The sequence below is a fragment of the Mucilaginibacter sp. P4_E8 genome, from assembly GCF_056401495.1.
On the sequence record NZ_JBFUJG010000016.1, the window covers coordinates 24,044 to 46,443 of the forward strand.

Annotated in this window: 22 protein-coding genes; 10 read left to right on the plus strand and 12 right to left on the minus strand. The window is 41.9% G+C overall.

The annotated features are described in order from the left end of the window. Positions 1–228: 228 nt before the first annotated feature. Both AC1DRQ_RS09500 and AC1DRQ_RS09505 read left to right on the plus strand, forming a co-directional pair. Positions 229–1,704, plus strand: a complete 1,476-nt coding sequence (locus tag AC1DRQ_RS09500) for a DUF5687 family protein (RefSeq protein WP_477423897.1) — start codon at positions 229–231, stop codon at positions 1,702–1,704. Between the two features lies 1 nt (position 1,705). Then, positions 1,706–2,458, plus strand: a complete 753-nt coding sequence (locus tag AC1DRQ_RS09505; protein ID WP_477423899.1) for an ABC transporter ATP-binding protein — start codon at positions 1,706–1,708, stop codon at positions 2,456–2,458. Positions 2,459–2,594: 136 nt separating this feature from the next. On the opposite strand, the gene AC1DRQ_RS09510 is transcribed toward AC1DRQ_RS09505, so the two are convergent. After that, the gene (locus AC1DRQ_RS09510) at positions 2,595–3,845 is read right to left on the minus strand and encodes a peroxiredoxin family protein (protein WP_477423900.1); all 1,251 of its coding nucleotides are present in this window, start codon (positions 3,843–3,845) and stop codon (positions 2,595–2,597) included. Between the two features lie 390 nt (positions 3,846–4,235). Further along, the gene (locus tag AC1DRQ_RS09515) at positions 4,236–5,375 is read right to left on the minus strand and encodes an acyl-CoA dehydrogenase (protein WP_477423902.1); all 1,140 of its coding nucleotides are present in this window, start codon (positions 5,373–5,375) and stop codon (positions 4,236–4,238) included. A gap of 401 nt (positions 5,376–5,776) precedes the next feature. Between AC1DRQ_RS09515 and AC1DRQ_RS09520 the strand changes: the two genes are divergently transcribed. The 3 genes from AC1DRQ_RS09520 (at position 5,777) to pnuC (ending at position 8,847) form a co-directional block, all read left to right on the plus strand. Then, the gene (locus AC1DRQ_RS09520; protein ID WP_183557205.1) at positions 5,777–6,019 is read left to right on the plus strand and encodes a helix-turn-helix domain-containing protein; all 243 of its coding nucleotides are present in this window, start codon (positions 5,777–5,779) and stop codon (positions 6,017–6,019) included. An 85-nt stretch (positions 6,020–6,104) separates the two neighbouring features. Continuing rightward, positions 6,105–8,156 (plus strand): M13 family metallopeptidase, encoded by a 2,052-nt coding sequence (locus AC1DRQ_RS09525; RefSeq protein ID WP_477423904.1) that lies wholly within the window; start codon positions 6,105–6,107, stop codon positions 8,154–8,156. 88 nt (positions 8,157–8,244) lie between these two features. Beyond that, positions 8,245–8,847, plus strand: coding sequence for a nicotinamide riboside transporter PnuC (gene pnuC / locus AC1DRQ_RS09530; RefSeq protein ID WP_477423906.1), 603 nt, complete (start codon positions 8,245–8,247; stop codon positions 8,845–8,847). Positions 8,848–8,850: 3 nt separating this feature from the next. Here the strand turns inward: pnuC and AC1DRQ_RS09535 are convergent, their stop codons facing one another. From AC1DRQ_RS09535 to pepT, 3 genes are all read right to left on the minus strand, one after another. Continuing rightward, entirely contained in the window at positions 8,851–9,432 is a 582-nt protein-coding gene (locus AC1DRQ_RS09535; protein ID WP_477423908.1) for a hypothetical protein, read from the minus strand. 65 nt (positions 9,433–9,497) lie between these two features. Continuing rightward, complete coding sequence (locus AC1DRQ_RS09540; RefSeq protein WP_477423910.1) at positions 9,498–9,992, minus strand: N-acetyltransferase family protein; 495 nt, start codon at positions 9,990–9,992, stop codon at positions 9,498–9,500. A gap of 29 nt (positions 9,993–10,021) precedes the next feature. After that, positions 10,022–11,272, minus strand: coding sequence for a peptidase T (gene pepT / locus AC1DRQ_RS09545; protein WP_477423912.1), 1,251 nt, complete (start codon positions 11,270–11,272; stop codon positions 10,022–10,024). 75 nt (positions 11,273–11,347) lie between these two features. Between pepT and AC1DRQ_RS09550 the strand changes: the two genes are divergently transcribed. From AC1DRQ_RS09550 to AC1DRQ_RS09565, 4 genes are all read left to right on the plus strand, one after another. Then, a complete protein-coding gene (locus AC1DRQ_RS09550; RefSeq protein ID WP_477423913.1) occupies positions 11,348–12,100 on the plus strand; it encodes a hypothetical protein in 753 nt (250 codons plus the stop codon). Further along, entirely contained in the window at positions 12,097–12,453 is a 357-nt protein-coding gene (locus tag AC1DRQ_RS09555; protein ID WP_429400773.1) for an MmcQ/YjbR family DNA-binding protein, read from the plus strand. The genes AC1DRQ_RS09550 and AC1DRQ_RS09555 overlap by 4 nt, the downstream gene beginning before the upstream one ends. Positions 12,454–12,595: 142 nt before the next feature. Further along, complete coding sequence (locus tag AC1DRQ_RS09560; protein WP_477423915.1) at positions 12,596–14,341, plus strand: M14 family zinc carboxypeptidase; 1,746 nt, start codon at positions 12,596–12,598, stop codon at positions 14,339–14,341. Then, a complete protein-coding gene (locus tag AC1DRQ_RS09565; protein ID WP_477423916.1) occupies positions 14,341–14,970 on the plus strand; it encodes a rhomboid family intramembrane serine protease in 630 nt (209 codons plus the stop codon). Before AC1DRQ_RS09560 ends, AC1DRQ_RS09565 begins: the two co-directional genes overlap by 1 nt. On the opposite strand, the gene AC1DRQ_RS09570 is transcribed toward AC1DRQ_RS09565, so the two are convergent. Then, positions 14,939–15,928, minus strand: a complete 990-nt coding sequence (locus AC1DRQ_RS09570; RefSeq protein WP_477423917.1) for a hypothetical protein — start codon at positions 15,926–15,928, stop codon at positions 14,939–14,941. The two genes, AC1DRQ_RS09565 and AC1DRQ_RS09570, sit on opposite strands and share 32 nt — an antisense overlap. A 175-nt stretch (positions 15,929–16,103) precedes the next feature. Here AC1DRQ_RS09570 and AC1DRQ_RS09575 point away from each other — a divergent pair, with 175 nt between their 5' ends. Continuing rightward, entirely contained in the window at positions 16,104–17,114 is a 1,011-nt protein-coding gene (locus tag AC1DRQ_RS09575; RefSeq protein ID WP_477423919.1) for a dipeptide epimerase, read from the plus strand. A 619-nt stretch (positions 17,115–17,733) separates the two neighbouring features. On the opposite strand, the gene AC1DRQ_RS09580 is transcribed toward AC1DRQ_RS09575, so the two are convergent. The 6 genes from AC1DRQ_RS09580 to AC1DRQ_RS09605 form a co-directional block, all read right to left on the minus strand. Further along, positions 17,734–18,531 carry an alpha/beta hydrolase gene (locus AC1DRQ_RS09580; protein WP_477423921.1) on the minus strand — a complete coding sequence of 266 codons (798 nt, stop codon included), beginning with the start codon at positions 18,529–18,531 and terminating at the stop codon, positions 17,734–17,736. A 97-nt stretch (positions 18,532–18,628) separates the two neighbouring features. Beyond that, entirely contained in the window at positions 18,629–19,489 is an 861-nt protein-coding gene (locus AC1DRQ_RS09585) for a helix-turn-helix domain-containing protein (RefSeq protein ID WP_477423923.1), read from the minus strand. A gap of 124 nt (positions 19,490–19,613) precedes the next feature. After that, positions 19,614–20,510, minus strand: a complete 897-nt coding sequence (locus tag AC1DRQ_RS09590; protein ID WP_477423925.1) for a hypothetical protein — start codon at positions 20,508–20,510, stop codon at positions 19,614–19,616. Positions 20,511–20,818: 308 nt separating this feature from the next. Next, on the minus strand, positions 20,819–21,721 hold the full coding sequence (locus tag AC1DRQ_RS09595) for a prohibitin family protein (protein WP_477423927.1): 903 nt from the start codon (positions 21,719–21,721) through the stop codon (positions 20,819–20,821). A 9-nt stretch (positions 21,722–21,730) separates the two neighbouring features. Continuing rightward, positions 21,731–21,919: a DUF6358 family protein gene (locus AC1DRQ_RS09600; protein ID WP_429400765.1), complete on the minus strand. Its 189-nt coding sequence runs from the start codon at positions 21,917–21,919 to the stop codon at positions 21,731–21,733. Positions 21,920–21,921: 2 nt separating this feature from the next. Beyond that, on the minus strand, positions 21,922–22,236 hold the full coding sequence (locus AC1DRQ_RS09605; RefSeq protein ID WP_429400764.1) for a rhodanese-like domain-containing protein: 315 nt from the start codon (positions 22,234–22,236) through the stop codon (positions 21,922–21,924). Positions 22,237–22,400: the final 164 nt, after the last annotated feature.

Sequence of the window (22,400 nt, forward strand, 5' to 3'; positions counted from 1 at the left end):
AAGTGTTCATATCCACACCCATGAACGCTCGTGAACACCAATTATCTACTGATAATCAACCACTTAAATAAATAATCCTGCTGACAAAACATTGTCACCACTTTTATCATCTATCCCTATTATATTTTAAAGCAGCCACCAAAGTGTATAGAAATCTTGATACTAAGTACTTGATACTCGACTCCCGTTTCATTATCTTCAACCAAAAATTACCTTTAAAAACAGCACATGATATCTACCTTTATCAGGCATGAGTTAAAAGCTTTCTGGCGGTCAAAAAACACGGGCAAAAGTATAGCCATACGCGTGGTAATGGGCATTTTGATCCTTTACCTGTTTCTGAATGTGTTATTTGTAGGCGTGTTTTTAGATAAGATTTTAGAAGAAGTTTTTCCAAATGACGACCTGGTAAAATCATTCTGCGGTATCATTTTGATCTATTTTTTATTCGATCTGCTGATGCGCCTGCAGCTGCAGGAACTGCCTACACTACGGGTTCAGCCTTACCTGCATTTACCCATTAAGCGCAACACCCTGGTGCGTTATCTGGCTTTAACCGCGGTTTTATCTGTATTTAATCTTTGGCCGTTTGTACTATTCTTCCCCTTTGTTTTTAAAGTTGTAGCAACCGACTCGGGCTTGCTGGTTTCATTTGCCTTTGTGGTTGCCATTATCGGTCTTACGGTATTTAACAACTACCTGGCGCTTTATATTAAAAGAAGATCAAACCTCAATGGCTGGGTATTCCTGATTGCCGCTATTGTTTTAATACTAATCACTACCTGCGATTTCAAATGGCACCTATACTCCCTGCACGATATATCTTACGCGTTCTTCGGGCGTTTACTCACCATACCCGCCCTGGCAGTAATACCATTGGTACTCGGGGTTGTCATGTACTATTTTAACTTTTTATACCTCAAACAAAACCTATACCTCGAAGAGCTTACCGCGCATAAAATAAAAACATATAAAAGCAATACCGATATCCCGTTCCTTGCCCGTTTTGGTGCCGTTGGCGATCTGGCAGCTAACGAGATTAAGCTGGTGTTGCGTAATAAACGGTCAAGGTCATCCCTCATTATGGGCCTGTTCTTTATGTTTTACGGACTGATATTTTATACCCAAAAAGAATATGGCGAGGGATTTAAAATATTTGCAGGTATGTTCATGACGGGTATATTCATTATCAATTACGGTCAGTTTATGTTTAGCTGGCAGGCATCGCACTTTGATGGTTTGCTGGTGAACAACATCAGCTTTACCGATTTTGTGAAGGCCAAATACCTGTTGTTCACCATCGTATCAACCGCGGCCTTTTTATTAACCACTCCTTATGTATATTTTGGATGGCATGTTTTGTTGGTCCACTTTGTGATGTACTTATGGAACATCGGGATAAATACCACCATAGTGCTGTTTTTTGCCAACCGTAATTTTAAGCGCATCGATCTGTCAAAGGGCGCATCGTTCAATTGGGAAGGTGTGGGCGCTACCCAGCTATTGCTCACATTTCCGCTTTTAATAGCGCCTTATATCTTTTACGGTCCGTTAGCCCTTTTTAAACACCCGGACATAGGCCTGGCTTTATTGGCGGCAATAGCTGTAACATTTTTACTAACCCGTAACTATTGGATAAAACAACTGGAAGTCGATTTTTACACTAAACGATACCAGATAGCCGAAGGCTTCAGAAATAAATAATATGATTGAGATAAAGAGTCTTAAAAAAGTTTATAACGGCATCACCGTTGTTGATGTGCCGCATTTGGAGATACGCAAAGGTGAAAGTGTTGGCCTGGTGGGCAACAACGGCGCGGGTAAAACCACGCTGTTCCGCATGATCCTTGATCTGATACGCCCCGAGACCGGCGAAGTATTATCAAACGGCGAAGTAGTGGCCGGTCATGAAAACTGGAAAACCTATACCGCATCGTACCTTGACGAAGGTTTTTTAATAGATTACCTCACGCCCGAAGAATACCTCTATTTTATTGGCGGCCTGCACCAGCAAAGCCGGGCTCAGGTTGAAGAAGCTTTAGCCAAACTGGGCGATTTTTTTAACGATGAGATCTTGAACAGGGGCAAATATATCCGCGATCTATCAAAAGGTAACCAGTGCAAGGTTGGGGTGGCATCATGCCTGCTGCAAAACCCGCAATTACTCATGCTGGATGAACCTTTTGCCAATATCGACCCCAGCACACAGTTCAGGCTTAAAAACATGCTAAAGGAGGCAAACAGGAACCAGGGCATTACCAACATAGTATCCAGCCATGACCTTAACCATATTACCGATGTGTGCGACCGTATTTTACTGATGGAAAAGGGCATCATTATTAAAGATATAGCCACCAGCTCATCAACCCTAAATGAACTGGAAGATTATTTTGGAGTGGGACAAACTTTAAGCCCTATCTCTGCTATCTCTAAAATTGACGAGGAAGAAAATCATTAAATTAAGAAATACTTAATACAACTGTCATCTCGAACGAGGTACGAGGAGAGATCTTATACGCAGGATGTACTAACTGTATAAGATTTCTCCCTATGGTCGAAATGACAATCAGCGAGAATTATTTTACTAACTTACTTTATTTTGAAAAAGAAGTCCCCTTTTCAGCCAACAGATCATCCGTCAATTTTTCAAACTCACTGATAAACTCAGTATAATGCTCGCCGGTACCGGGGCCACTAAAGCCGGTATGAATTTTACGTACGTCGCCGCTTTTATCAATAATAATAGTGGTAGGGAAACCAACCACTTTAGTTAGCATGGGCAAACTTTTAGCCGTTTCAACCTTGTTACTGGTGTAACCGGTTATCAATAATGGATACGGCACATTAAACCGGTTCTTTATTTGCAGCACCGCGTTTTTTGATTTCTCAAAATCGGTGGTACGCTCATAAGCCAGACCAATAACTTCAACCCCTTTAGATTGATACTTTTTGTAGTAGTTCACCATGTAGGCCGTTTCGTCCATACAGTTAGGGCACCATGACCCTAAGATCTGTACAATAACCACTTTGTTTTTATATCGGGCGTCCTGCAATGAAACTTCCTTACCATTAATGTCCTTAAAAGTAAAATCTATTTTTTTATATCCCGGTTTAAGCGCGGTAAGCGAATAAGCATCAGGCAATTTGGCATTCTCATCCTTAACCGCTGTCCAAGGCTGTACAGAGGTGGCTCCGGCATAAAACTTACCATCAATTAAAGTTTGTGCATCCTTAATGGTGGCGGTAAAGGTGTATGCATGGCCGCCATCAAAGCACGACAGGTATAATTTATCGCCAGATACTGTTCCTTCCAAAAAGCGGTAATCGCCGGTAGTGGTTAAAAATGTACCCGTAAGTCTGTTGCCATCCTGTTTAAACTCGCCAACAGTAGTATCGCGTCCCTCGCCTTCGCCCATAACAGCCGCCCACCTACCTCCTATATTATAAGTCGGTTTATCCGGTGTTTTTACAAATCGCCATGCCGTATTAGGTGTGGCCGAAAATTCAACAGCGGCATCACGCTCGCCCAGGTGTTTTACCCACTGACCTTTTAAATTGCCGCCATCTAATTTCAACTTAAATTCGGAGTCAAATAAAGGCATGTGTATAAAAACCGAATCGCCTTTGGTGGTAACATCCGTTACTTYAAATCTTTCGGCGCCATTAATTATAGCCAGTTCTTGTTTAGCTGCTACATCTTTTACATCAAAATTAAAAGGGATCTCGGTACCTGATGCTGTTTTAAGAGCACCTCGCCATAAGCCCGTTTTAAGTTTGGTTTGAGCAAACGTTGGCTGTAAAAGCAAAGCAAATGATAAGGTGGTTATTATTGTTTTAAAATTCATTCTTTAAAATAGTCTACTAAGTTGATATACTTTGTCAAAAGTATAAAAACAAGTCAACTATTTCAAACTATTTTGCCTCACCTAAACGGCGAAGTCCTCATGTAATAATCCTTTCCAAAGGAGCGGGCTTTAATTTCGCAATTTTGAACCCTCTCCTCCACAGTTGACTCACCCGGTCTACGCTTCGCTGGATCACCCTCTCTCCGGCTTCGCCGCAAAGAGGGTAAAGGAAAAAAATGTTGAAATCCCTTCTTTACGCAAAGCGTAGAGAGGGGTGACAAGCGCAGCGATGTCGGGGTGAGTCGATATCGCGTTTAATTCTCGCCGTCTGTCCAACAATGGGCTATTACCATTCAAAAAGAGAGGGCAGGATGAGGCTAAACAAGTCAACTATTTCAACACTTCGCGCGAAATCACAATCCGCTGAATTTCAGAGGTACCTTCATATATCTGCGTAATTTTTGCATCGCGCATCAGGCGTTCTACATGGTACTCCTTAACAAAACCATAACCACCATGAATTTGCACTGCCTCAATAGTTGTTCGCATAGCCACTTCCGAAGCAAAAAGTTTGGCCATTGAACTGGCCTGCACATAAGGTTGCCCATGATCTTTTAACCAGGCAGCTTTAAGGCATAGTAAACGCGCGGCTTCAATTTCAGTAGCCATATCGGCCAGTTTAAATTGAATGGCTTGTAAATCGGCAATGGTTTTACCAAAAGCCTTACGCTCTTTTGCGTATTGCACGGCAAGTTCATGAGCTCCTGAGGCTATTCCCAAAGCCTGTGAAGCAATGCCTATACGGCCCCCCTCTAAGGTGCTCATGGCAAACTTAAATCCAAAACCCTCATCGCCTATCCGGTTCTCTTTAGGTACTTTAACATCGGTAAACATGAGCGAATGGGTATCAGAACCGCGTATGCCCATTTTATTTTCTTTAGGACCAACGGTAAAACCGTCCATTCCCTTTTCAACAATAAGCGCGTTAATGCCATGATGTTTTTTAGAGGCATCTGTTTGGGCCATCACCAAATAGGTTGATGCCGAATTGCCGTTGGTGATCCAGTTTTTGGTGCCATTAAGCAGATAATGATCGCCCATGTCAACAGCAGTGGTGCGCTGCGAAGTGGCATCTGAACCGGCTTCAGGTTCTGAAAGGCAAAACGCGCCAATCACTTCGCCTTTGGCCAGTGGTACCAGGTATTTTTGCTTTTGCTCTTCGGTGCCGTATTTTTCAAGGCCGTAACAAACCAGTGAGTTATTTACCGAAACCACTACCGATGCAGAGGCATCAATTTTCGAAAGTTCCTCCATTACCAGCACATATGATATAACATCCATACCACTGCCACCGTATTGCGGCGAAACCATCATTCCTAAAAATCCCAGTTCGCCCATTTTTTTTACCTGCGCGGCCGGAAATTTTTGATGTTCATCGCGCTCAATTACACCGGGCTTTAATTCTGTTTGTGCAAAATCACGCGCTGCCTGGCGTATCATTAACTGTTCTTCTGTAAATTCGAAATGCATAATATTTAAAAAAATAAATATAGTGATTACTATGCACGCATAGTAAAAATTATTGCACAAAAAAAGAGAGCTTTTTTCAAAGCTCCCTTTCCCCTAATTAATTTAAACTATTGATTAAACCCAAAACAAAGAACAAAAAATCTCAACTTGGGCGTCTGAGAATTCAAAAAAAGTTTTTCACAGGTAGGTGATTTTAATTTTTTTTTCACAGATCGTATGCAGGGCGAATTGAAGTAAACAATTTTGCTGCCACAATTTTTAAAACAAGCTCACCTAAACGTCAGTAAATATTTGTTCAGACATATATTTATTACCAATATTTTTCCTGAACTTTAATTACATAATATTATTTATTTGTCACGCCACATTGTTACCTAATTACTAAAGAGCCATACCCAACCATGCTACTTACTGATTTTGAATATCTTAGCAACTCCGACGATGCTTTTAAGAAAAAAGTAGCTCTCCAAATTAAAAACCTGAGGAGGCAAAATCAGGTAACCCAGGAAAAGTTTTTTACCGAAACCAATATCAATATTGCCCGGTTAGAGTCAGGTAAGATAGATATCAGGTTGGATACTTTAAGGAAAGTTTGTTACTATTTTGATGTTTCTTTGGCCGGTTTTTTTCAAGGCATATATTAAAAAGGTATTTTTTTTATTAAATTGCTATTTCATATTCTACTATTCCATACATCCGTTGTATTTTATAACATACACTTAAAAATTTATGATCAAAAAAAGTTCTACCCGGGCAATTGCAGCAGGTGCACTTAGCTTGTTACTGCTTGCTGCCTGTAAGGATAAAACAAAAGTTTATGCCGATAACGATCCGGTTTTTAAAAACATGGATACCACGGTAAAACCCGGCGATGATTTTTTTAAATATGCCAATGGCACCTGGCTCAGGAAAAATCCGATACCACCAGCATATGCGGCCTGGGGAATTGGCAATGTGGTAGAAGAAGAACTGCGCGACCGCATGAAGAAAATAAACGAGGATGCCCTTAAAGCCAATGCCCCTAAAGGCAGCAATACTCAAAAAATAGGTGATTTTTATTACAGCGGCATGGATACCGTTGAAATTGAAAAGCAAGGTTTATCGCCCCTTAAAGATGAGCTGGCCAAAATTGACGCGGTAAATGACGTTAAAGGATTGATAGAGGAATTTGCACATCTTAAAAATATTGGGGTAGAAACTCCTATTGGGGCTTACCCCGGGCAGGACAGCAAGAACAGCGATAAAATAGTTTTGCAGCTTGATCAGTCGGGCATAGGGCTGCCCAATCGCGATTATTATTTTAATACGGATGCACATAGCGTTGCCGTACGTACTGATTACCAGCAAAAGCATTTGCCTGCAATTTTTAAACTCATGGGGCTGCAACCCGATGTGGCAATAGCAGCAACTAAGAAGGTGTACGAGCTGGAGAGATCTTTGGCCGATAGCAGTCGTAAATTGGAAGATCTGCGCGATCCTTACCATAATTATAATAAAATGCCATTAGCCAGTTTAGGCAAACTAAGTCCGGATGTTGATTGGGCATCAACATTTAAAAAAATGGACTACAAGCATGTTGATACCGTTATTGTTGGCCAGCCTGAGTATTACCGCGCCTTAAATAAAGCGCTGAAAACCTACAGTATTGATGACTGGAAAAACTACCTGCGTAAAAACCTGGTGACCGCTTTTGGCCCTTATCTGAGCAAACCTTTTGATCAGGAACTATTCCGCTTTTACGGCACAGTGCTTAATGGCAATAAAGAGCAACTGCCCCGCTGGAAACGGGTGCTGGATACCGAGAACGATTTAATGGGCGAAGTATTGGGGCAAATATTTGTAAAAGAATACTTCCCTGAAAAAACAAAGGAACGCTATGTTAAATTGGTAGAAACCATGCGCGCGACCTTTAAGGAACATATTGAAAAGTTGGATTGGATGAGTCCTCAAACAAAGGAAAAGGCCTATTACAAACTAAGTAAAGTAATGCCAAAGGTTGGCTACCCTGATAGGTGGAAAGATTTTCAGACCCTTGGAATTAACCGCGGGCCTTATGCTTTAAATGTAATGCGCGCCAATAACTGGTGGCATAAATACACCGCCGCCAAACTGGGCAAACCGGTTGACCGCACCGAATGGGGTATAACACCACAAACTTATAACGCCTATTACAATCCATCAAACAACGAAATTGTATTGCCAGCAGGCATATTCACTATTCCGGGCTCCAGAGACGAGGACATTGACGATGCGGTTATATATGGCTATGCCGCGGCATCAACCATTGGGCACGAAATGACACACGGTTTTGATGACGAAGGCCGGCTGTTTGATGCAAAAGGGAATTTAAAACGATGGTGGCTACCGCAGGATTCGGTAAAGTTTACCCAACGGGCCCAAATGCTCATAAACCAGTTTAATGGCTATAGCATTTATGGTTTGCATGTTAATGGCAAAGCCACACAAGGCGAAAACATTGCCGATTTGGGTGGTATTGTAATTGGCCTTGATGCATTTAAAAAGACCGAGCAGTATAAAGAAGGGAAACCGATCAATGGCCTAACTCCATTGCAACGTTATTTTTTGGGCTATTCTTTGGGTTGGCTTGGGCAGGAGCGCAAGGAGTCGTTATCCAGTCAGATACTGACCAATGAACATGCACCCGGCTTTATGCGCGTTAATGGCCCATTTACCGATGTGCCGGAGTTTTACGAGGCTTTCCATATTAAAAAGGGCGATAAAATGTGGTTGGATCCGGATAAGCGCGTAAAGATCTGGTAGGCACCTCCCTGCCCCCTAAAGGGGGAGCAATAAAAACGCAAAGGGCTGTTAGTCATACTTAACGGCCCTTTTTTAATATATTTGATCAATGCAGATCATTCATTTCCTCCAGGAATGGTGGGGCCATCAAACCTGGCCCGAGATCATTGGCGTTATCACCGGTTTACTTTGTGTATACCTGGCCGCGGTAAACAACATCTGGAACTGGCCTTTTGCAATTATAAGCGTGGGCATTTACATCTTTATTTTTTTTGAAGCCCGCCTTTATGCCGATATGGGCCTGCAGTTTTACTTTATGGCCATGAATATTTACGGCTGGTACCATTGGAGCCGCAGGCCTGCTAATGAGAAAAAAACACCCGTTACATTCATCAGCAAAAGAGAGGTTATCCTGTCAGCTATCGCCATAGTTTTATTCACCTGTATATTAGGTTCGGTTTTAAAGTACACTACGGCTTCGTTCCCTTATCTGGATAGTTTTTGTACGGCATGTAGTTTAGCGGCCCAGTACCTTTTAGCACGCAAAGTTTTACAAAATTGGCTGATATGGATCTTTGTAGATATTATTTATGTAGGCATATATATCTTTAAAGATTTGCACCTAACCGCTATGATGTATGCTATATACGTAGCCATGGCCCTGCTGGGCTATCTTGATTGGAAAAAAGAGTATAAGAAGCAGATGGGTTAAAATTTATAACGCGGGTTGACTATCTGTAAGTTCATCATCATTTCCTAACTTATCCAGTTGCAAGCCATCGTCATGTTGCAATTCTTCAATATTTGCCTGCTCTTGTTTTATAGCTATTCTTAATTTTTCAATGAAATATAACCAATAAATAGCTACAAGGTTAATCGCCAAAAGAAATGATCTGTTATTTGTACCTATTGATAATTGCCAAATGGAGTTAAGCGCAAAATTAAAGTTAAACTTGAGCCCATGATTTATGCCCATTCCTAATTCAAACATTAAACCCGACGCGTATTGATAAGCATAACCAAGCATAGCAAAATGTATTATCTGAAGTGCCTGATTAATGATTGATAAACCAAGTCCCCTGGAATAGTTGTCTGTAAGTAACAGCCTGCCGCAATAAATGGAGAATCCATAAAGCCCAAAAGCAATCAAAATGAATAATAATAACAACCCGTTTATCTGCCCTGTATGAGCTAAGAGCCAAATGGTAATTAAAAGGCCTACTATTCCCCCAATTATTTGGTACCAGCCAAATATTTTTAATTTCAGCTTAGATCTTGAACTCGGAAATGACTGCATAAGAATTTAGGATAAGACTTGAAATTATCCATTATAAACTAAATGCCCAAATTTTCTTTAAATCGTTACAATTCCTTCCTCATCACATAATCATTCATCCAGTACTTACCTATTGATATATCTTCTTCGTACGCAATGGCAAAACCCATTTTTTCATAAAAGCTTTTGGCGTTATTATATCGGTTTACATTGAGTTCCAATATGTGTTTGCCGGCGTCGGTGGTTTTTTGGGCAACTTCGTTGATCAGTATTTTACCATACCCCTTACCTTGCGTTACCGGCAGGCAGTATAGTTTATGCAACTTATAAATATCGGCATTTTCCTCGCGGGGTGAGTAGGCCGCAAAGGCTACCGGCTGCCCATCTTCAAGCAGCAAAAGATAGGTTTGCAGGTTATTTTCTATCTGGCTCCTTACCTTAACTTCCGAATAAATCTCGCCCAGCATAAAAACTATCTGTTCCCGCTCCAATATAGGGCCGTAGGTTGCCCACCATGTTTGTTCGGCTATCTGCCTTATGGTTTCTATATCATTTATAGTTGCTGTTCTGATGGTGTACATATTAACATTTGTTTAGACTAATATCTTTTTTAGCTCTTTTCTTCCCATATCATGCACAGGTGCAGTATGGTTTCAACCGCTTTTTGCATATCCTGTACCGATACCCACTCCTGCTTGCTGTGAAAGGCATGTTCGCCCGCAAAAACATTAGGGCACGGTAGGCCCATGAATGATAACCTTGAACCATCGGTACCACCTCTTATACTGCAAAGTTTTGCAGTTAGGCCGGTGCGGTTAATGGCCTCCATGGCATACTCCACAATCTGCGGATGCTGGTCAAGCACATTTTTCATGTTGCGATATTGCTGGGCTACTGTTAATTCGTAGGATGATCCCGGAAATTTTTTTAATACCTCATCGGCTGTATTGCGGATAACGTTTGCATGGTCACTTAATTTTTTCTCATCAAAATCACGAATAATAAAATCAATACCGGCGGTTTCCACATGTCCCTCTATCTGTACCGGATGTATAAATCCCTGCATCTCTTCCGTATGCTCAGGCGACWGATTAGCAGGTAGTGCCGCAATGATCTCACCGGCAATTTTTATGGCACTTTCCATTTTACCTTTGGCAAAGCCCGGATGCGAACTAACCCCCTGTATAGTAAGCCTGGCTCCATCGGCCGAAAATGTTTCATTTTCCATATTACCGGCACTTTCGCCATCCATGGTATAACCCGCATAAGCACCCAGTTTGGCAATATCCACATGATCAACCCCATGGCCTACCTCTTCATCCGGGGTAAACAATATCCTGATGTTGCCATGTTTTATTTCGGGATGGTTCATCAGCTGGTAGCAGGCATCCATAATTTCGGCCACGCCGGCTTTATTATCAGCGCCTAACAAAGTAGTGCCGCTGGCGGTGATCACATCATTGCCCAGTTGGTTTTTCAGGTCGGGGTGCTCGGCCTGTTTAATAATTTGCGCGTGGTCATCAGGCAGTACAATATCCTGTCCCTGATAATTTTTATGAACAATGGGCTTAACATTTTTTCCACTGCAATCGGGCGCGGTATCCATGTGCGAGCAAAAACAAATTACAGGCACCCGCTTATCAGTATTAGCTGGTATAGTGGCATATACGTAGCCATACTCATCCAGGTGCGCGTCGTTCACACCAATGGCTAATAATTCCTCAACCAGTAGCCTGCCCAAATCTTTTTGCTTTTCTGTTGATGGAAACGAAACAGAAGAGGGGTCTGATTGCGTATCAAGGGTAACATAACGCAAAAAGCGTTCGGTTACCGTGAAGTTTAGTGATGAACTGAAATTCATAAGGCTATATTAGTAAAATTTTATCAGCAACCATGTTCATCTGGTTTCTTTGTAAATATTGATTAAAATTTAACATTGAAAAAATTTATTCTGTTTTTCGCTCTGGTTTTCGCTATAACTACCGCAAAAGCGCAAAGCGGTTATAATTATTATGAATGGGGATGGGGCGGAGGTATTGGCTATGGCAAAGCCTATGCCGATACAAAGAAGCAGGATTATCATCCCATATTTAACCTTAATATCGCCTACAATTATAATCCATATCTGCCAATAGCTCTTGAATTTCAGTTCGGGACACTTTCAGGAGGAGGGCGCACGCCTGATAAAGATCAATTTGGCAGGCAATATAAAAACAATTACAAGGCGTTAATTTTACATGCCGATTTGCAAATGGGTGATATTATTGATTACTCGTACAGTGATTTTTTAAACATCGTGAAAAATTTTTACATTGGTACCGGCATTGGCGCAATCAGCAACAAAATGGTTGATATACAACGAACTAATTTGCCTTTATACCCCCAAAACGGGCCTATAGGCACCACCGTTGGCTTTGAAGGGCAAGATAAAAGCATAAACATGGTAATACCACTCCGGTTGGGTTATGAGTTTAAAATTTATGACGATTATGATCAACCGGGCTATACCATCACCATAGGTTATGAACACAATTATACTTTTGCCGAAGGCATTGACGGATACAATGATAATCCACAAATATTCAAGAATAACGCACCTGATCAATATGCCCATTTTACTATAGGTTTTAGGTATAATTTTGGCAATACAGTATCTTATAACAAATTGATAAGGAATTTTAAATTTTGAACATAGAAGAACTACGTGATTATTGCCTGCAAAAACCAGGAGCAACAGAGGGTTTTCCCTTTGGTGAGGATACTTTGGTTTTTAAAGTTGGCGGCAAAATGTTTTTATTGACAGGCCTTCAAAGCGGCAACAGCTTCAACGCCAAATGCGACCCTGAACGGGCAGCCGACCTGCGCGAACGATACCCTGAGGTACAACCCGGCTACCATATGAATAAAAAAATGTGGAACACCGTTTATATGGATGGTTCATTAACCCGTAAGCTACTCTGCGAACTGATTGACCACTCGTACGAACTGGTAGTTCAAAGCCTGCCCAAAAAGATCCAGGCCGAAATTGCTGCTTTGGAATAAAAGCAAGAGATAAGAATTAAGACCCATTTTCGGACTCCCTGGCTCTTGTTTCTTATCTCTTGACTCTTTTTATAGTAAAAATACCCTTACATACCTGCCTGCTTTTTATACTTAACCCTATATTTGAGCTTTAACACAATTCATGAAAATAGCTTTATCGGCCTTATTTGTTTGCTTTATCAGTTTATCCGTAAAAGCACAGTTAACACCATTTGAACTGAGCAAGGATAAAAATTACACCGCCACCTACGCCCAGGTAATTGATTATTACCAAAAACTGAACAAGCTGTATCCGCAGCAAATGAAAATGCTTAATTACGGCACTACTGATATAGGTAAACCACTTACCCTCATCGTACTGTCGCGCGATAAGGTATTTGATCCGGCGTTGATCAAAAAACAAAACAAGCGGGTTCTGCTTATCAACAACGGCATACACCCCGGCGAACCCGAAGGCATTGATGCCAGTATGATGCTGGTGCGCGATCTGCTTAAAAAAAATCAGCTGCCTAAGGATGTGGTAATTTGCTTAATAGCCCTGTATAATATTGATGGCAGCCTGAACCGTGGTTTAAGTCGCGTAAGCCAAAACGGACCTGTTGCCTATGGTTTCAGGGGTAATTACCGTAATCTTGATCTTAACCGCGATTTTATAAAAGCTGACAGCCGCAATGCCCTTGCCTTTACCAAAATATTAACCACCTGGAAACCGGAGATTTTTCTGGATAACCATACCAGCGATGGCGCCGACTACCAGTATGTGATGACCCTGATAGAAACCCAAAAAGATAAACAAAACCCCATCCTGGCCGATTATACCACCAAAACGCTTACACCCTACCTATACAACCACATGAAAAAAAGTGGCTACGAAATGATCCCTTATGGCGCCGGTGAGGAAGGTTTACCAGATTCGGGCATTGTGAGCTTTTTAGAAACTCCCCGCTTTGCAACCGGTTTTGCCGCCCAGCATAACATCATTAGCTATATTACTGAAACGCACATGCTCAAGGCCTTTGACAAAAGGGTGTATGCTACGTATGATTTTATGCAGCATCTGATTGATATTAACCAGCGCGATGCCAAACTGATAGGTGAATTAAAACAAAAAGCCGATGAACAGGTGACGCAGCAAAAAACATTCGCGTTAGGTTGGGCAGCTGATATGCAAAAAGTGGATACCATCACCTTTAAAGGCTACAGCGCCGAATATAAGCCCAGCGAAATTAGCGGCTTAACACGCCTTTACTATGACCGCGATAAGCCTTATACCAAAACCATAAAATACTATAACACCTACAAAGTTACCGCCACTGCCGATAAGCCTGTTGCTTATGTAATTCCGCAAGCGTGGGGTAAAATTATCGACCTGTTTAAGCTAAACGGGGTAAAACTGCATCAACTGGCACATGATACTACGTTGAATTTGCAGATGTACTATATTACCGATTATAAAACTCCGCAAAAGCCATTTGAAGGGCATTACCTGTACAATAACGTGAAGCTAAATCCGGTTGATATGCCTGTGAAATTTTATACCGGCGATTATGTGGTATATACTAATCAGCCAATTAACCGTTATATTGTGGAAACGCTGGAGCCGCAAGGGGTCGATTCATTTTTTGCCTGGAACTTTTTTGATTCCATGCTGGGCGAAAAAGAGTACTACTCCGATTATGTTTTTGAAGACATTGCGGCCAAGCTGCTAAAAAAAGACCCTGAACTGAAAAAGAAACTGGACGATGCTAAAACTAAAGACCCGCAACTGGCTAACAGCGCCCAGGCACAACTTTTCTTTGTTTACCGTAACTCGCCCTATTTCGAAAAAACATATATGCGCTATCCTGTAGGCCGGTTATTAACCAATACCAAACTCGATTTAAATTAATGGAAAACCTTCTTACTGCTCCCGTTGCCTGCGTAATATTTGTCATTACTATCATCACCTCGTTAATAGCCTTCTCTAACGAAAACCTGTACGGTAAGCTCATGCTACACCCTTACAATGTTTCGCGCGGCAAATATATTTATACCATTATTACCAGCGGGCTTGTCCATAAAGACTGGATGCACCTGTTTTTTAATATGCTGTCGTTTTACTTTTTTGCCTTTCAGTTGGAGCCACTTTTGGGGCACTGGCAGTTTGGAGTGCTATACCTGGTGAGTTTAATTTTAAGCGATATGCCATCAGTACTCAAGCATAAAGAAAACTATAGCTACTACAGTCTTGGTGCATCGGGCGCGGTGAGCGCGGTGGTTTTTAGCGCGATACTGTATAATCCGCTGGCCGGAATGATGATCATGCCAATACCAATTGCAATACCCGCTGTAATATTTGGCGTATTATACCTGGTGTATTGCAGCTATTCCTCCAAATACAGTCGCGACAATATTAACCACGACGCCCACTTATACGGCGCACTTAGCGGGTTGATGATCACCATCATTTTTCACCCCGGTATTTTGCCTGGCTTTTTTCAGCAAATTACCGAGCGAGTGCAATCGCTTGTGCACTAATTGGCCTACCATCGGTATCAAATAAAAAGCTCATCGGCTCTTCGGGATTTTTGATGATCTCGAGGAGCAGGAAACCCCAGTTTTTCCAGAAGTTTTCGAGCACCTGACCATAAATTTTATTTACCCAGTCGTCAAACAAGGGTTTGGTGCTGGTACCGCGCAGGGGCATGGCCTCTATATAAATGGTATCGTTAACGGGTAAAATATTATACTCAGGCAGGCGGTTAAACAGGTAGGCCGAATAAAAGAAGCGGGCATTTACCTCTTCAAACTGTATGGGGTGCAGGGTTTGATCTTTGATCTTTTCTAAAGCTTCTTTGTGATAGCTGGCATTAGCGCCATTATCCTGCAGGCAAATGATCAATCCGAAATCTTTTATCCGCAGCGAGAAAGTCAGGGTATTGATCTCATCGCGGTAGCCGAACACATCGTCCGCATTATCTACCTTAAATAAAACCATGCTGAAAGGCTTGAAACCATCAAACTCAATAGGCAGGTTTAAGCTTTGCAGCATCAAATGCAGGTGGTTAAACTTATGAATAATAGCCTGCGACATGTTAAACTCTTCGCCCTGGGCATGTTGCTGTTTGATACCGGCCTGTATCTCATTAAATATAATTCCGTAAAGCAATTTGCCTGCCCATTGAAAAAGTTTCAGGTCGTCAAGCTGTTTTACGGCTTCGTATCCGGCATCAAAGGCGGCGGAAATTTCGGCTTCCAGGGGTTCCAGAAATTGCTCGTTTACTGCAGCGGTGCAGGGTAGTTTAAGGTCCTTGTAGGTGGCCATGCTTTCGTCGAGCAGTTTAAAGGGCTGGTCTTCCAGGTTGTAGCGGCTCATGAGCCATTGCGGAAAAACCTGGATCTTCTCTTCTTCAGTATTTAAAGGCTGCCCGGTCAGGAAACATTTATTATTGCTGAAATTAAAACGCTCGAACGGTGAATAAATTTGTGCCGACATGGGCGCAAAGATAAACAGGAATGTGATGTGCAGATATGCCGATGTGCAAATGTGCAGCTTTTTTTACCTTAAACTGGATTTACTTAAATTTCTTATCATCTGCACATCTACATATTTGCACATCCACACATCTGAAATTTGCATATTTGCACATCTGCACATCTGAAATTTTAACATGGAACTGACATATCAACCCTTTGAACTGCAATTAAAGCACGCTTTTACCATAGCCAAGTTTTCGCGCACCTCTACCCCCGTTATGCTGGTGCAAATTAAGCATGAGGGCTATACAGGCTACGGCGAAGCATCTATGGTACCCTATATGGGTGAAAGCCATCAAAGTGCTACTGAGTTTTTGAGTAAGGTTGATATTAGCCAGTTTAACTCCCCCTTTGATTTTGGCGCGATCATCAACTACCTGGATAGCCTTGCACCCGGCAACCCGGCCATAAAAGCCGCTATTGATATTGCCCTGCATGACCTCGACGGTAAAATAAAGCAACAGCCCTGCTGGCAATTGTTAGGCAGCAATCCCGCCCACATGCCGGTGACCAGCTTTACCATTGGTATTGATACGCCCGAAATGATCATTAAAAAAGTAAAGGAAGCCGAAGGTTTTAAGGTGATCAAAGTAAAGCTGGGCAAGGATAATGACAAAGAACTCATTACCACCATACGTTCGGTAACCAATGTGCCACTTTATGTGGATGCCAACCAGGGCTGGACGGATCTGCAGCAAAGCCTCGACATGACCTACTGGCTACAGGAGCAGGGCGTACAGCTCATAGAACAACCTATGCTCAAAACCGACCCCGACAGCAATGCCTGGCTCACCGAGCGCAGTCCCATCCCTATTATTGGTGATGAGAGCGTGCAGCGTTTTGAGGATGTGGAGAAGGCCAAAGGCGTGTATACCGGTATCAATATTAAGCTCATGAAATCGGCAGGAATATATGAGGCCAGCCGGATGATAGCCAAAGCCCGTGAGCTTGGTCTGAAGATCATGATTGGCTGTATGACCGAAACCAGCTGCGCCGCCCTGGCCGGATTGGCCCTGGCCCCGCAATGTGATTGGGTTGATCTTGACGGACCCTTCCTGGTGAGCAACAATCCCTACCAAATGCCCGATTTTGCTGATGGCAGGTATATCCTGAATAATGATGCAGGGTTGGGGATCAGGTTATAGGCACTAATTTTTTCTTGTTAACAGGAGGTGTTCATTTTTGAAAATGCGAACACGACTGTCTATACTTTTCTCTTGGCCATGCCTAAAGAGATTGCTACGCTCGCAATGACATATTTTTAAAGCGGCATATCCTACAACTGGGAATGCTTGAATACTTACGAAGTTTTTAAAACTTCGTAAGTATAAACACATCATACTACCATCGTTCTTCCCCGTCAGCAGATAAGCTTCGGACGAAAGCAGGCAGAACATGAGGGCCTCGTGTGCAGGGAAGGGCATTAGCAATTTTGCCTGAAGCGATGGCTATGAGCGAACGAAAGTGGAGGCAAAATTAAGCAGCCCGTGGTTCTGCCTGCTTTGCAGGGCAAAGGCCATGAGCGTAAAGAAGCATTTCTGCTGACTTGATCTTTTGGTTACTTTTGTATCAAGACAAAAGTAACAGCCTCAGCGGCAATTGAGCGCTCTACATAATGCCTATTCGCCCTGTATCCGGAGATTGCTTCGTTCCTCGCAATGACGCGTGGGGAGTGTTGTCCTGGGCCAATAGTGGCTATTTTCAAACAAAAAAGCCTGGATACCTTTACTGGCATCCGGGCTTTTTAATAAATAATACTTCGGATTATTTTGTTGCAGATACGTTATTAGCAGCTTCAATAATAACTTTGGCTACGGCATCAGGGTGTGATATAAATACTACGTGGCTGGCTTTTATTTCGGTTACTTTGGCGCCGGCACGTTTGTACATGTTAAGTTCAATGTCGGGGTTAATGGCTTTGTCTTCGGTAGCCACTATGCCATAGCTTGGTTTAGTTTTCCAGGCGGCTTCGGTAACAGGGGCTACAAAACCTTGCACAGCGATAGGGCCTTGTGAAGCATACATAAAGTCGGCTTCTTCTTTACTCAGGTCGGCGGCAAAACCAGCGTGGAATTTTTCTTTGCTAAAATAAACAAAACCTTTATCGTCCGGAGGCAATATGCCATTTTCAGGTGCTGCCGGTAATGACTGAACCAATTTTAAAGTGGTTTCACCGTTATCAGGCGCAAAGGCTGCTATATAAACCAGACCTACTACTTTAGGATTTACACCGGCTTCGGTAATTACAGTGCCTCCCCAAGAGTGGCCAACCAATATAACCGGACCGTCTTGTTTGTCAATAGCACGGTTGGTAGCGTCTACATCGTCTTTAAGTGATGTTAAGGGATTTTGAACAACAGTAACATTATATCCTTTTTTGGTAAGTATGTTATATATGCCTTTAAAGCCCGAACCGTCGGCAAATGCGCCGTGTACAATTACTACGTTCTTTACAGGAGTTTGTGCCTCGGCTTTAGGAGTAGAGCTAATGATGGTTGATAAGATAATTGCTGAAGCAGCTATACCTGCTTTTAATTTGTTTCTTAGTGATTGAGTTTTCATTGTTTTTGTATGTTGATTTTTTATATCCTGATCAACGATACAAAGGTGCACCTACTTTTAGCGCTGCGGAATGGGGATACTTCCCGATGACTTGTAATTATTTCCCTGCGGGCACCATTTTCTTATTATTCCTGAACTCCGACGGTGATAAAGCGGTATGTTTTTTAAAAAAGTTGCTGAAATAGGCCGCGTCATCAAAACCCAGTTCATATGTAATTTGCTTGGCCGATTTGTCGGTATAAGACAACAGGCGCTTAGCCTCTATCAGGATCCGTTCCTGAATGATCTGGATTGGCGTTTTATAGTTATAAAGGGCAAAAAGATTGGACAATGTTTTTGGCGATTTATTAAGTCGCCCCGCGTAATAACTTACACTATGCTGGGTATGGAAGTTCATTTCAACCAATAAATTAAACTTACGCAAAATGTGGAACCTATCGTCGTTCAGTTTTACATCGGGGAATTTGCCCGCCCTGGCCAGCCTGGTGATCATGGTGATGAGCCGTTTCAACAGCATCACCAGCATATCGTTCTGAATGTCATCATTGGTTTTCAGTTCCTCAATAAATATATCCAGCAGTATCTGCAGCTTTCTGCGGTTGTCGTCGTCCAGATCAATGAACACATTATCATTCATGCCAAATAAAAAGCCAACACAGCTCACCTCGGTGTCGTGGTCAACAATACAATAAAACTCGCGGTTAAACTGCCAGGCTACAATATCCGCGGAGCGCTCAAAATAAAACGATTGGTTGTACATGAGCGGCAGCACGGTATTCGGCATAAAATCATGCGCATAACCATCAATGGTAACGGTTTGCTTTTCGCCCCGGTTCCAGGCTATAGTAAAATATTTATAGTCAAAGTCGCGGGTATAAAACAAGCGGTCAAACTGCGTTTCACTATTGTGCAGCAACAGATCGCCGCCGGTATTGTGGTCTGATACTGATAATTTCATAGTGGTGATAAAGATATTATAAAATCACAGTACATGCGGTTTAGGGAACGTCATATTGTGGCCGGTTTATAGGTTTATGAAGCGACTTGTATCCTGTCCGCCGCATAGAAAAGCCTCATTAAGGTCAATTTGTCCAATTTTTGATTCTCCCGTTATCCTCAACCCAAATCTTTAAATAAATATCTTCCGATATAGGTTTTCCTTTGCTTTTAATGATATCAAAACTTAGGCTTTTTAATGCTTTGAGTATTGCATTAGTACAATAATCGTATTCTTTTCTTTCCTCCTGGTCAATTTCTTCATCTGATTTATATCTAAGCATATTAACTTTCGAAATCTTTCCATACTCGTCGATTGTTATCAAATATTTTTCAGAGCAATCACAATCATCGGAAGTTTTCAATTTTATCCTTTTGATTTTTTTAAACAAGATATCAGAAATTTTAACTTTATACTCTCTGTTGATGGCTTTTGGATCGTCAACATAATTATTTACATCCTCCATATTTAATACATTGCCGTTAGAAATATGCAGCACTTTCTCCTCTTCATAAATAGTACTAAAAACGCCATCCCATCTTACTATTTTATTTGTCAACGGAAAATTCAGATCGCCGGAAAACCAATCAATAAACACTTTGTCATTTATAAGTCTATCGCCAAAAATTGTCCGCATCTTTTTAAGTGAGGTATTTTTATCTAATAATGTTTTTCGAAAGCTGCCACAATCAATAATATCGGCAAGAAAAAGACTATCATTCTCTATTTTATAAATAGCCTGGTAACCTCTCCAGCAACTAAATGATGCCCCATCACGAAAACTCAAACCAAATAGTTGTTCCCGGTTACTATACTCATGTTTTTGCAGATATTGTTCAACCAACAGGTTGTAAGTTGCAATAGTATCTTTTTTATAAATGATATAATCAGGCCTTTGCGGACTGGCGAAAACACTTAAAGAAGAATGTATTAGAATGACTAATATCACGCATCTTACTATAGTTGTGATAGGCGGTTGCATAAAAAATAAGGTTAGCAGATTCAATAATCGTATTTACAATATGGTGAAATATATGCAAACAAAAAAGCCTTTCAGTTTTTTCTAAAGGCTCATCATAATTTTTCTAAAAATGTACTCCGGTCTTGTTCCCGGGACCGACTCACCCGGTCTACGCTTCGCTGGACCACCCTCTCTGCGCCTGTGGCGCAAAGAGGGATGGCAAAATCTTAGAAAAAGAAGTTGGATAAAAGGAAGAAATCCCCCAGCCCTCTTTCCGCCACAGGCCAAGAGAGGGCCGACAAGCGTAGCGATGTCGGGGTGAGTATTCCCTACTTATCACTCAGCATAATAGGATTCCCTTTGCCACCCATGATGATCACTTTGGTATTGGGCGACAGGGCTATTTCCTTTTGGGCTTTGATGGCTTCGTACTGAAGTTGCTTGTCTGACAAACCGGTAGACAGGATCTTTTGATAATCTGCTATACCCTGGGCTTCCACGCGTTTACGTTCGGCTTCCTGGCGTTCTTTTTGCAGCACGAATTGCATTTTCTGAGCGTCCTGCTCGGCGTTTATCTTTGATTCGATACTGGCACGTACCGAGGCTGGCAGGGTAATGTTGCGCACCAGGATCTGCTGCAGCTCCAGTCCTCTTTTGGCAAAATTTGTAGTAATGTAGCGGTTTATTTTATCCTGAAACTCCTGTCTTTTCACAGAGTACAGGTCCACAGCGGCATAAGCTACAGCGTTATCACGTATAGCCGTGCGCGATACCGGGCGCACGATCTTATCAATATAGTTTTCGCCAATGTTTTGAAGAATGTAAGGCGCCCTGTCAGGGGTCACCTTGTATAAAACAGAAAGATCAATGGTAACTTCCAAACCGTCACTTGATAGTACGCGAATGGCATCGTCGCCTTCCTTTTGGCCCTCATTACTAACGGCGCTCATGGTGTACGTTTGGGTTTGAATATCAAACGTAGTAATATCAACTAATGGGTTTATGATGTGCAAACCGCTTTCCAGTACATTATCCTGTACCTTACCAAAAAGGGCTTGCACACCAACTTTACCGGGTTCAATAACTTTAAACATGGATAGTAATAAGCCAACGGCTACCATTGCTATCCCTGCAATACTTACTACACCGCTAAAGCGGCCAGCAGGCTCGGGCGAGCGTTTGAGCACTATACCCACAACGAGCACAATTACTCCTAAAATTGCTATAAACATGCAATGAAGTTACAGCTTTTTTTGTGAGTTTTTTACGTCTTTTAACAACCTTATTTTTAGTACAATAACTACCCCTGCTACCAATATGGCAGCGCCCAAAAGCGTATAGTTTTTACTGGTATTGGCCTGGTATGCTACAAACAGACATAAAACAATACCTATGGTATACAATACGTTAAGCACTAACTTAAAACCCATAATTAGTATACGTTAAGTGTGGGGTCAATTTCTGCGGCCCAGGCCAAAATACCACCCTGCAAATTACTAAGGTTGGTATAACCCAGCTGCTGCAACTGCATAATGGCCGCCGCGCTGCGTTTACCGCTGCGGCACATTACCACAACCGGCTTATTTCTGCTTACTTTATCGGCTTCAATTAAAATGCCGCCAAGCGGTATTAATTGGCCGCCCAGATTAGATGTTTCAAATTCAAAATCTTCTCTTACGTCAATCAATTGAAAATCCTCGCCACTGTCAATCTTTTCTTTTAGTTCCTGTACGGTTATCTCGTTCATGTCAAATAAATTATAACTCAAAGGTAGCTTTTTTTCTATATCAAATAATTAAGCCAGATTTTTGTAACAATCGAAGCCTAAGTGCGTTTTATCTATAATATTGCACAATATTTGTGTTTTGATGCAATAAGGTGTCTTAAATAACGATGATGGGTTAAAACCTT

What these genes read in the sequence shown, in the direction of transcription:
- AC1DRQ_RS09500 (WP_477423897.1), top strand. Translation starts at nt 229, where the DNA reads ATGATATCTACCTTTATCAGGCATGAGTTAAAAGCTTTCTGGCGGTCA.
- AC1DRQ_RS09505 (WP_477423899.1), top strand. Translation starts at nt 1,706, where the DNA reads ATGATTGAGATAAAGAGTCTTAAAAAAGTTTATAACGGCATCACCGTT.
- AC1DRQ_RS09515 (WP_477423902.1), bottom strand. Translation starts at nt 5,375, where the DNA reads ATGCATTTCGAATTTACAGAAGAACAGTTAATGATACGCCAGGCAGCG.
- AC1DRQ_RS09520 (WP_183557205.1), top strand. Translation starts at nt 5,777, where the DNA reads ATGCTACTTACTGATTTTGAATATCTTAGCAACTCCGACGATGCTTTT.
- AC1DRQ_RS09525 (WP_477423904.1), top strand. Translation starts at nt 6,105, where the DNA reads ATGATCAAAAAAAGTTCTACCCGGGCAATTGCAGCAGGTGCACTTAGC.
- pnuC (WP_477423906.1), top strand. Translation starts at nt 8,245, where the DNA reads ATGCAGATCATTCATTTCCTCCAGGAATGGTGGGGCCATCAAACCTGG.
- AC1DRQ_RS09535 (WP_477423908.1), bottom strand. Translation starts at nt 9,432, where the DNA reads ATGCAGTCATTTCCGAGTTCAAGATCTAAGCTGAAATTAAAAATATTT.
- AC1DRQ_RS09540 (WP_477423910.1), bottom strand. Translation starts at nt 9,992, where the DNA reads ATGTACACCATCAGAACAGCAACTATAAATGATATAGAAACCATAAGG.
- AC1DRQ_RS09560 (WP_477423915.1), top strand. Translation starts at nt 12,596, where the DNA reads ATGAAAATAGCTTTATCGGCCTTATTTGTTTGCTTTATCAGTTTATCC.
- AC1DRQ_RS09565 (WP_477423916.1), top strand. Translation starts at nt 14,341, where the DNA reads ATGGAAAACCTTCTTACTGCTCCCGTTGCCTGCGTAATATTTGTCATT.
- AC1DRQ_RS09570 (WP_477423917.1), bottom strand. Translation starts at nt 15,928, where the DNA reads ATGTCGGCACAAATTTATTCACCGTTCGAGCGTTTTAATTTCAGCAAT.
- AC1DRQ_RS09575 (WP_477423919.1), top strand. Translation starts at nt 16,104, where the DNA reads ATGGAACTGACATATCAACCCTTTGAACTGCAATTAAAGCACGCTTTT.
- AC1DRQ_RS09580 (WP_477423921.1), bottom strand. Translation starts at nt 18,531, where the DNA reads ATGAAAACTCAATCACTAAGAAACAAATTAAAAGCAGGTATAGCTGCT.
- AC1DRQ_RS09585 (WP_477423923.1), bottom strand. Translation starts at nt 19,489, where the DNA reads ATGAAATTATCAGTATCAGACCACAATACCGGCGGCGATCTGTTGCTG.
- AC1DRQ_RS09590 (WP_477423925.1), bottom strand. Translation starts at nt 20,510, where the DNA reads ATGCAACCGCCTATCACAACTATAGTAAGATGCGTGATATTAGTCATT.
- AC1DRQ_RS09595 (WP_477423927.1), bottom strand. Translation starts at nt 21,721, where the DNA reads ATGTTTATAGCAATTTTAGGAGTAATTGTGCTCGTTGTGGGTATAGTG.
- AC1DRQ_RS09600 (WP_429400765.1), bottom strand. Translation starts at nt 21,919, where the DNA reads ATGGGTTTTAAGTTAGTGCTTAACGTATTGTATACCATAGGTATTGTT.
- AC1DRQ_RS09605 (WP_429400764.1), bottom strand. Translation starts at nt 22,236, where the DNA reads ATGAACGAGATAACCGTACAGGAACTAAAAGAAAAGATTGACAGTGGC.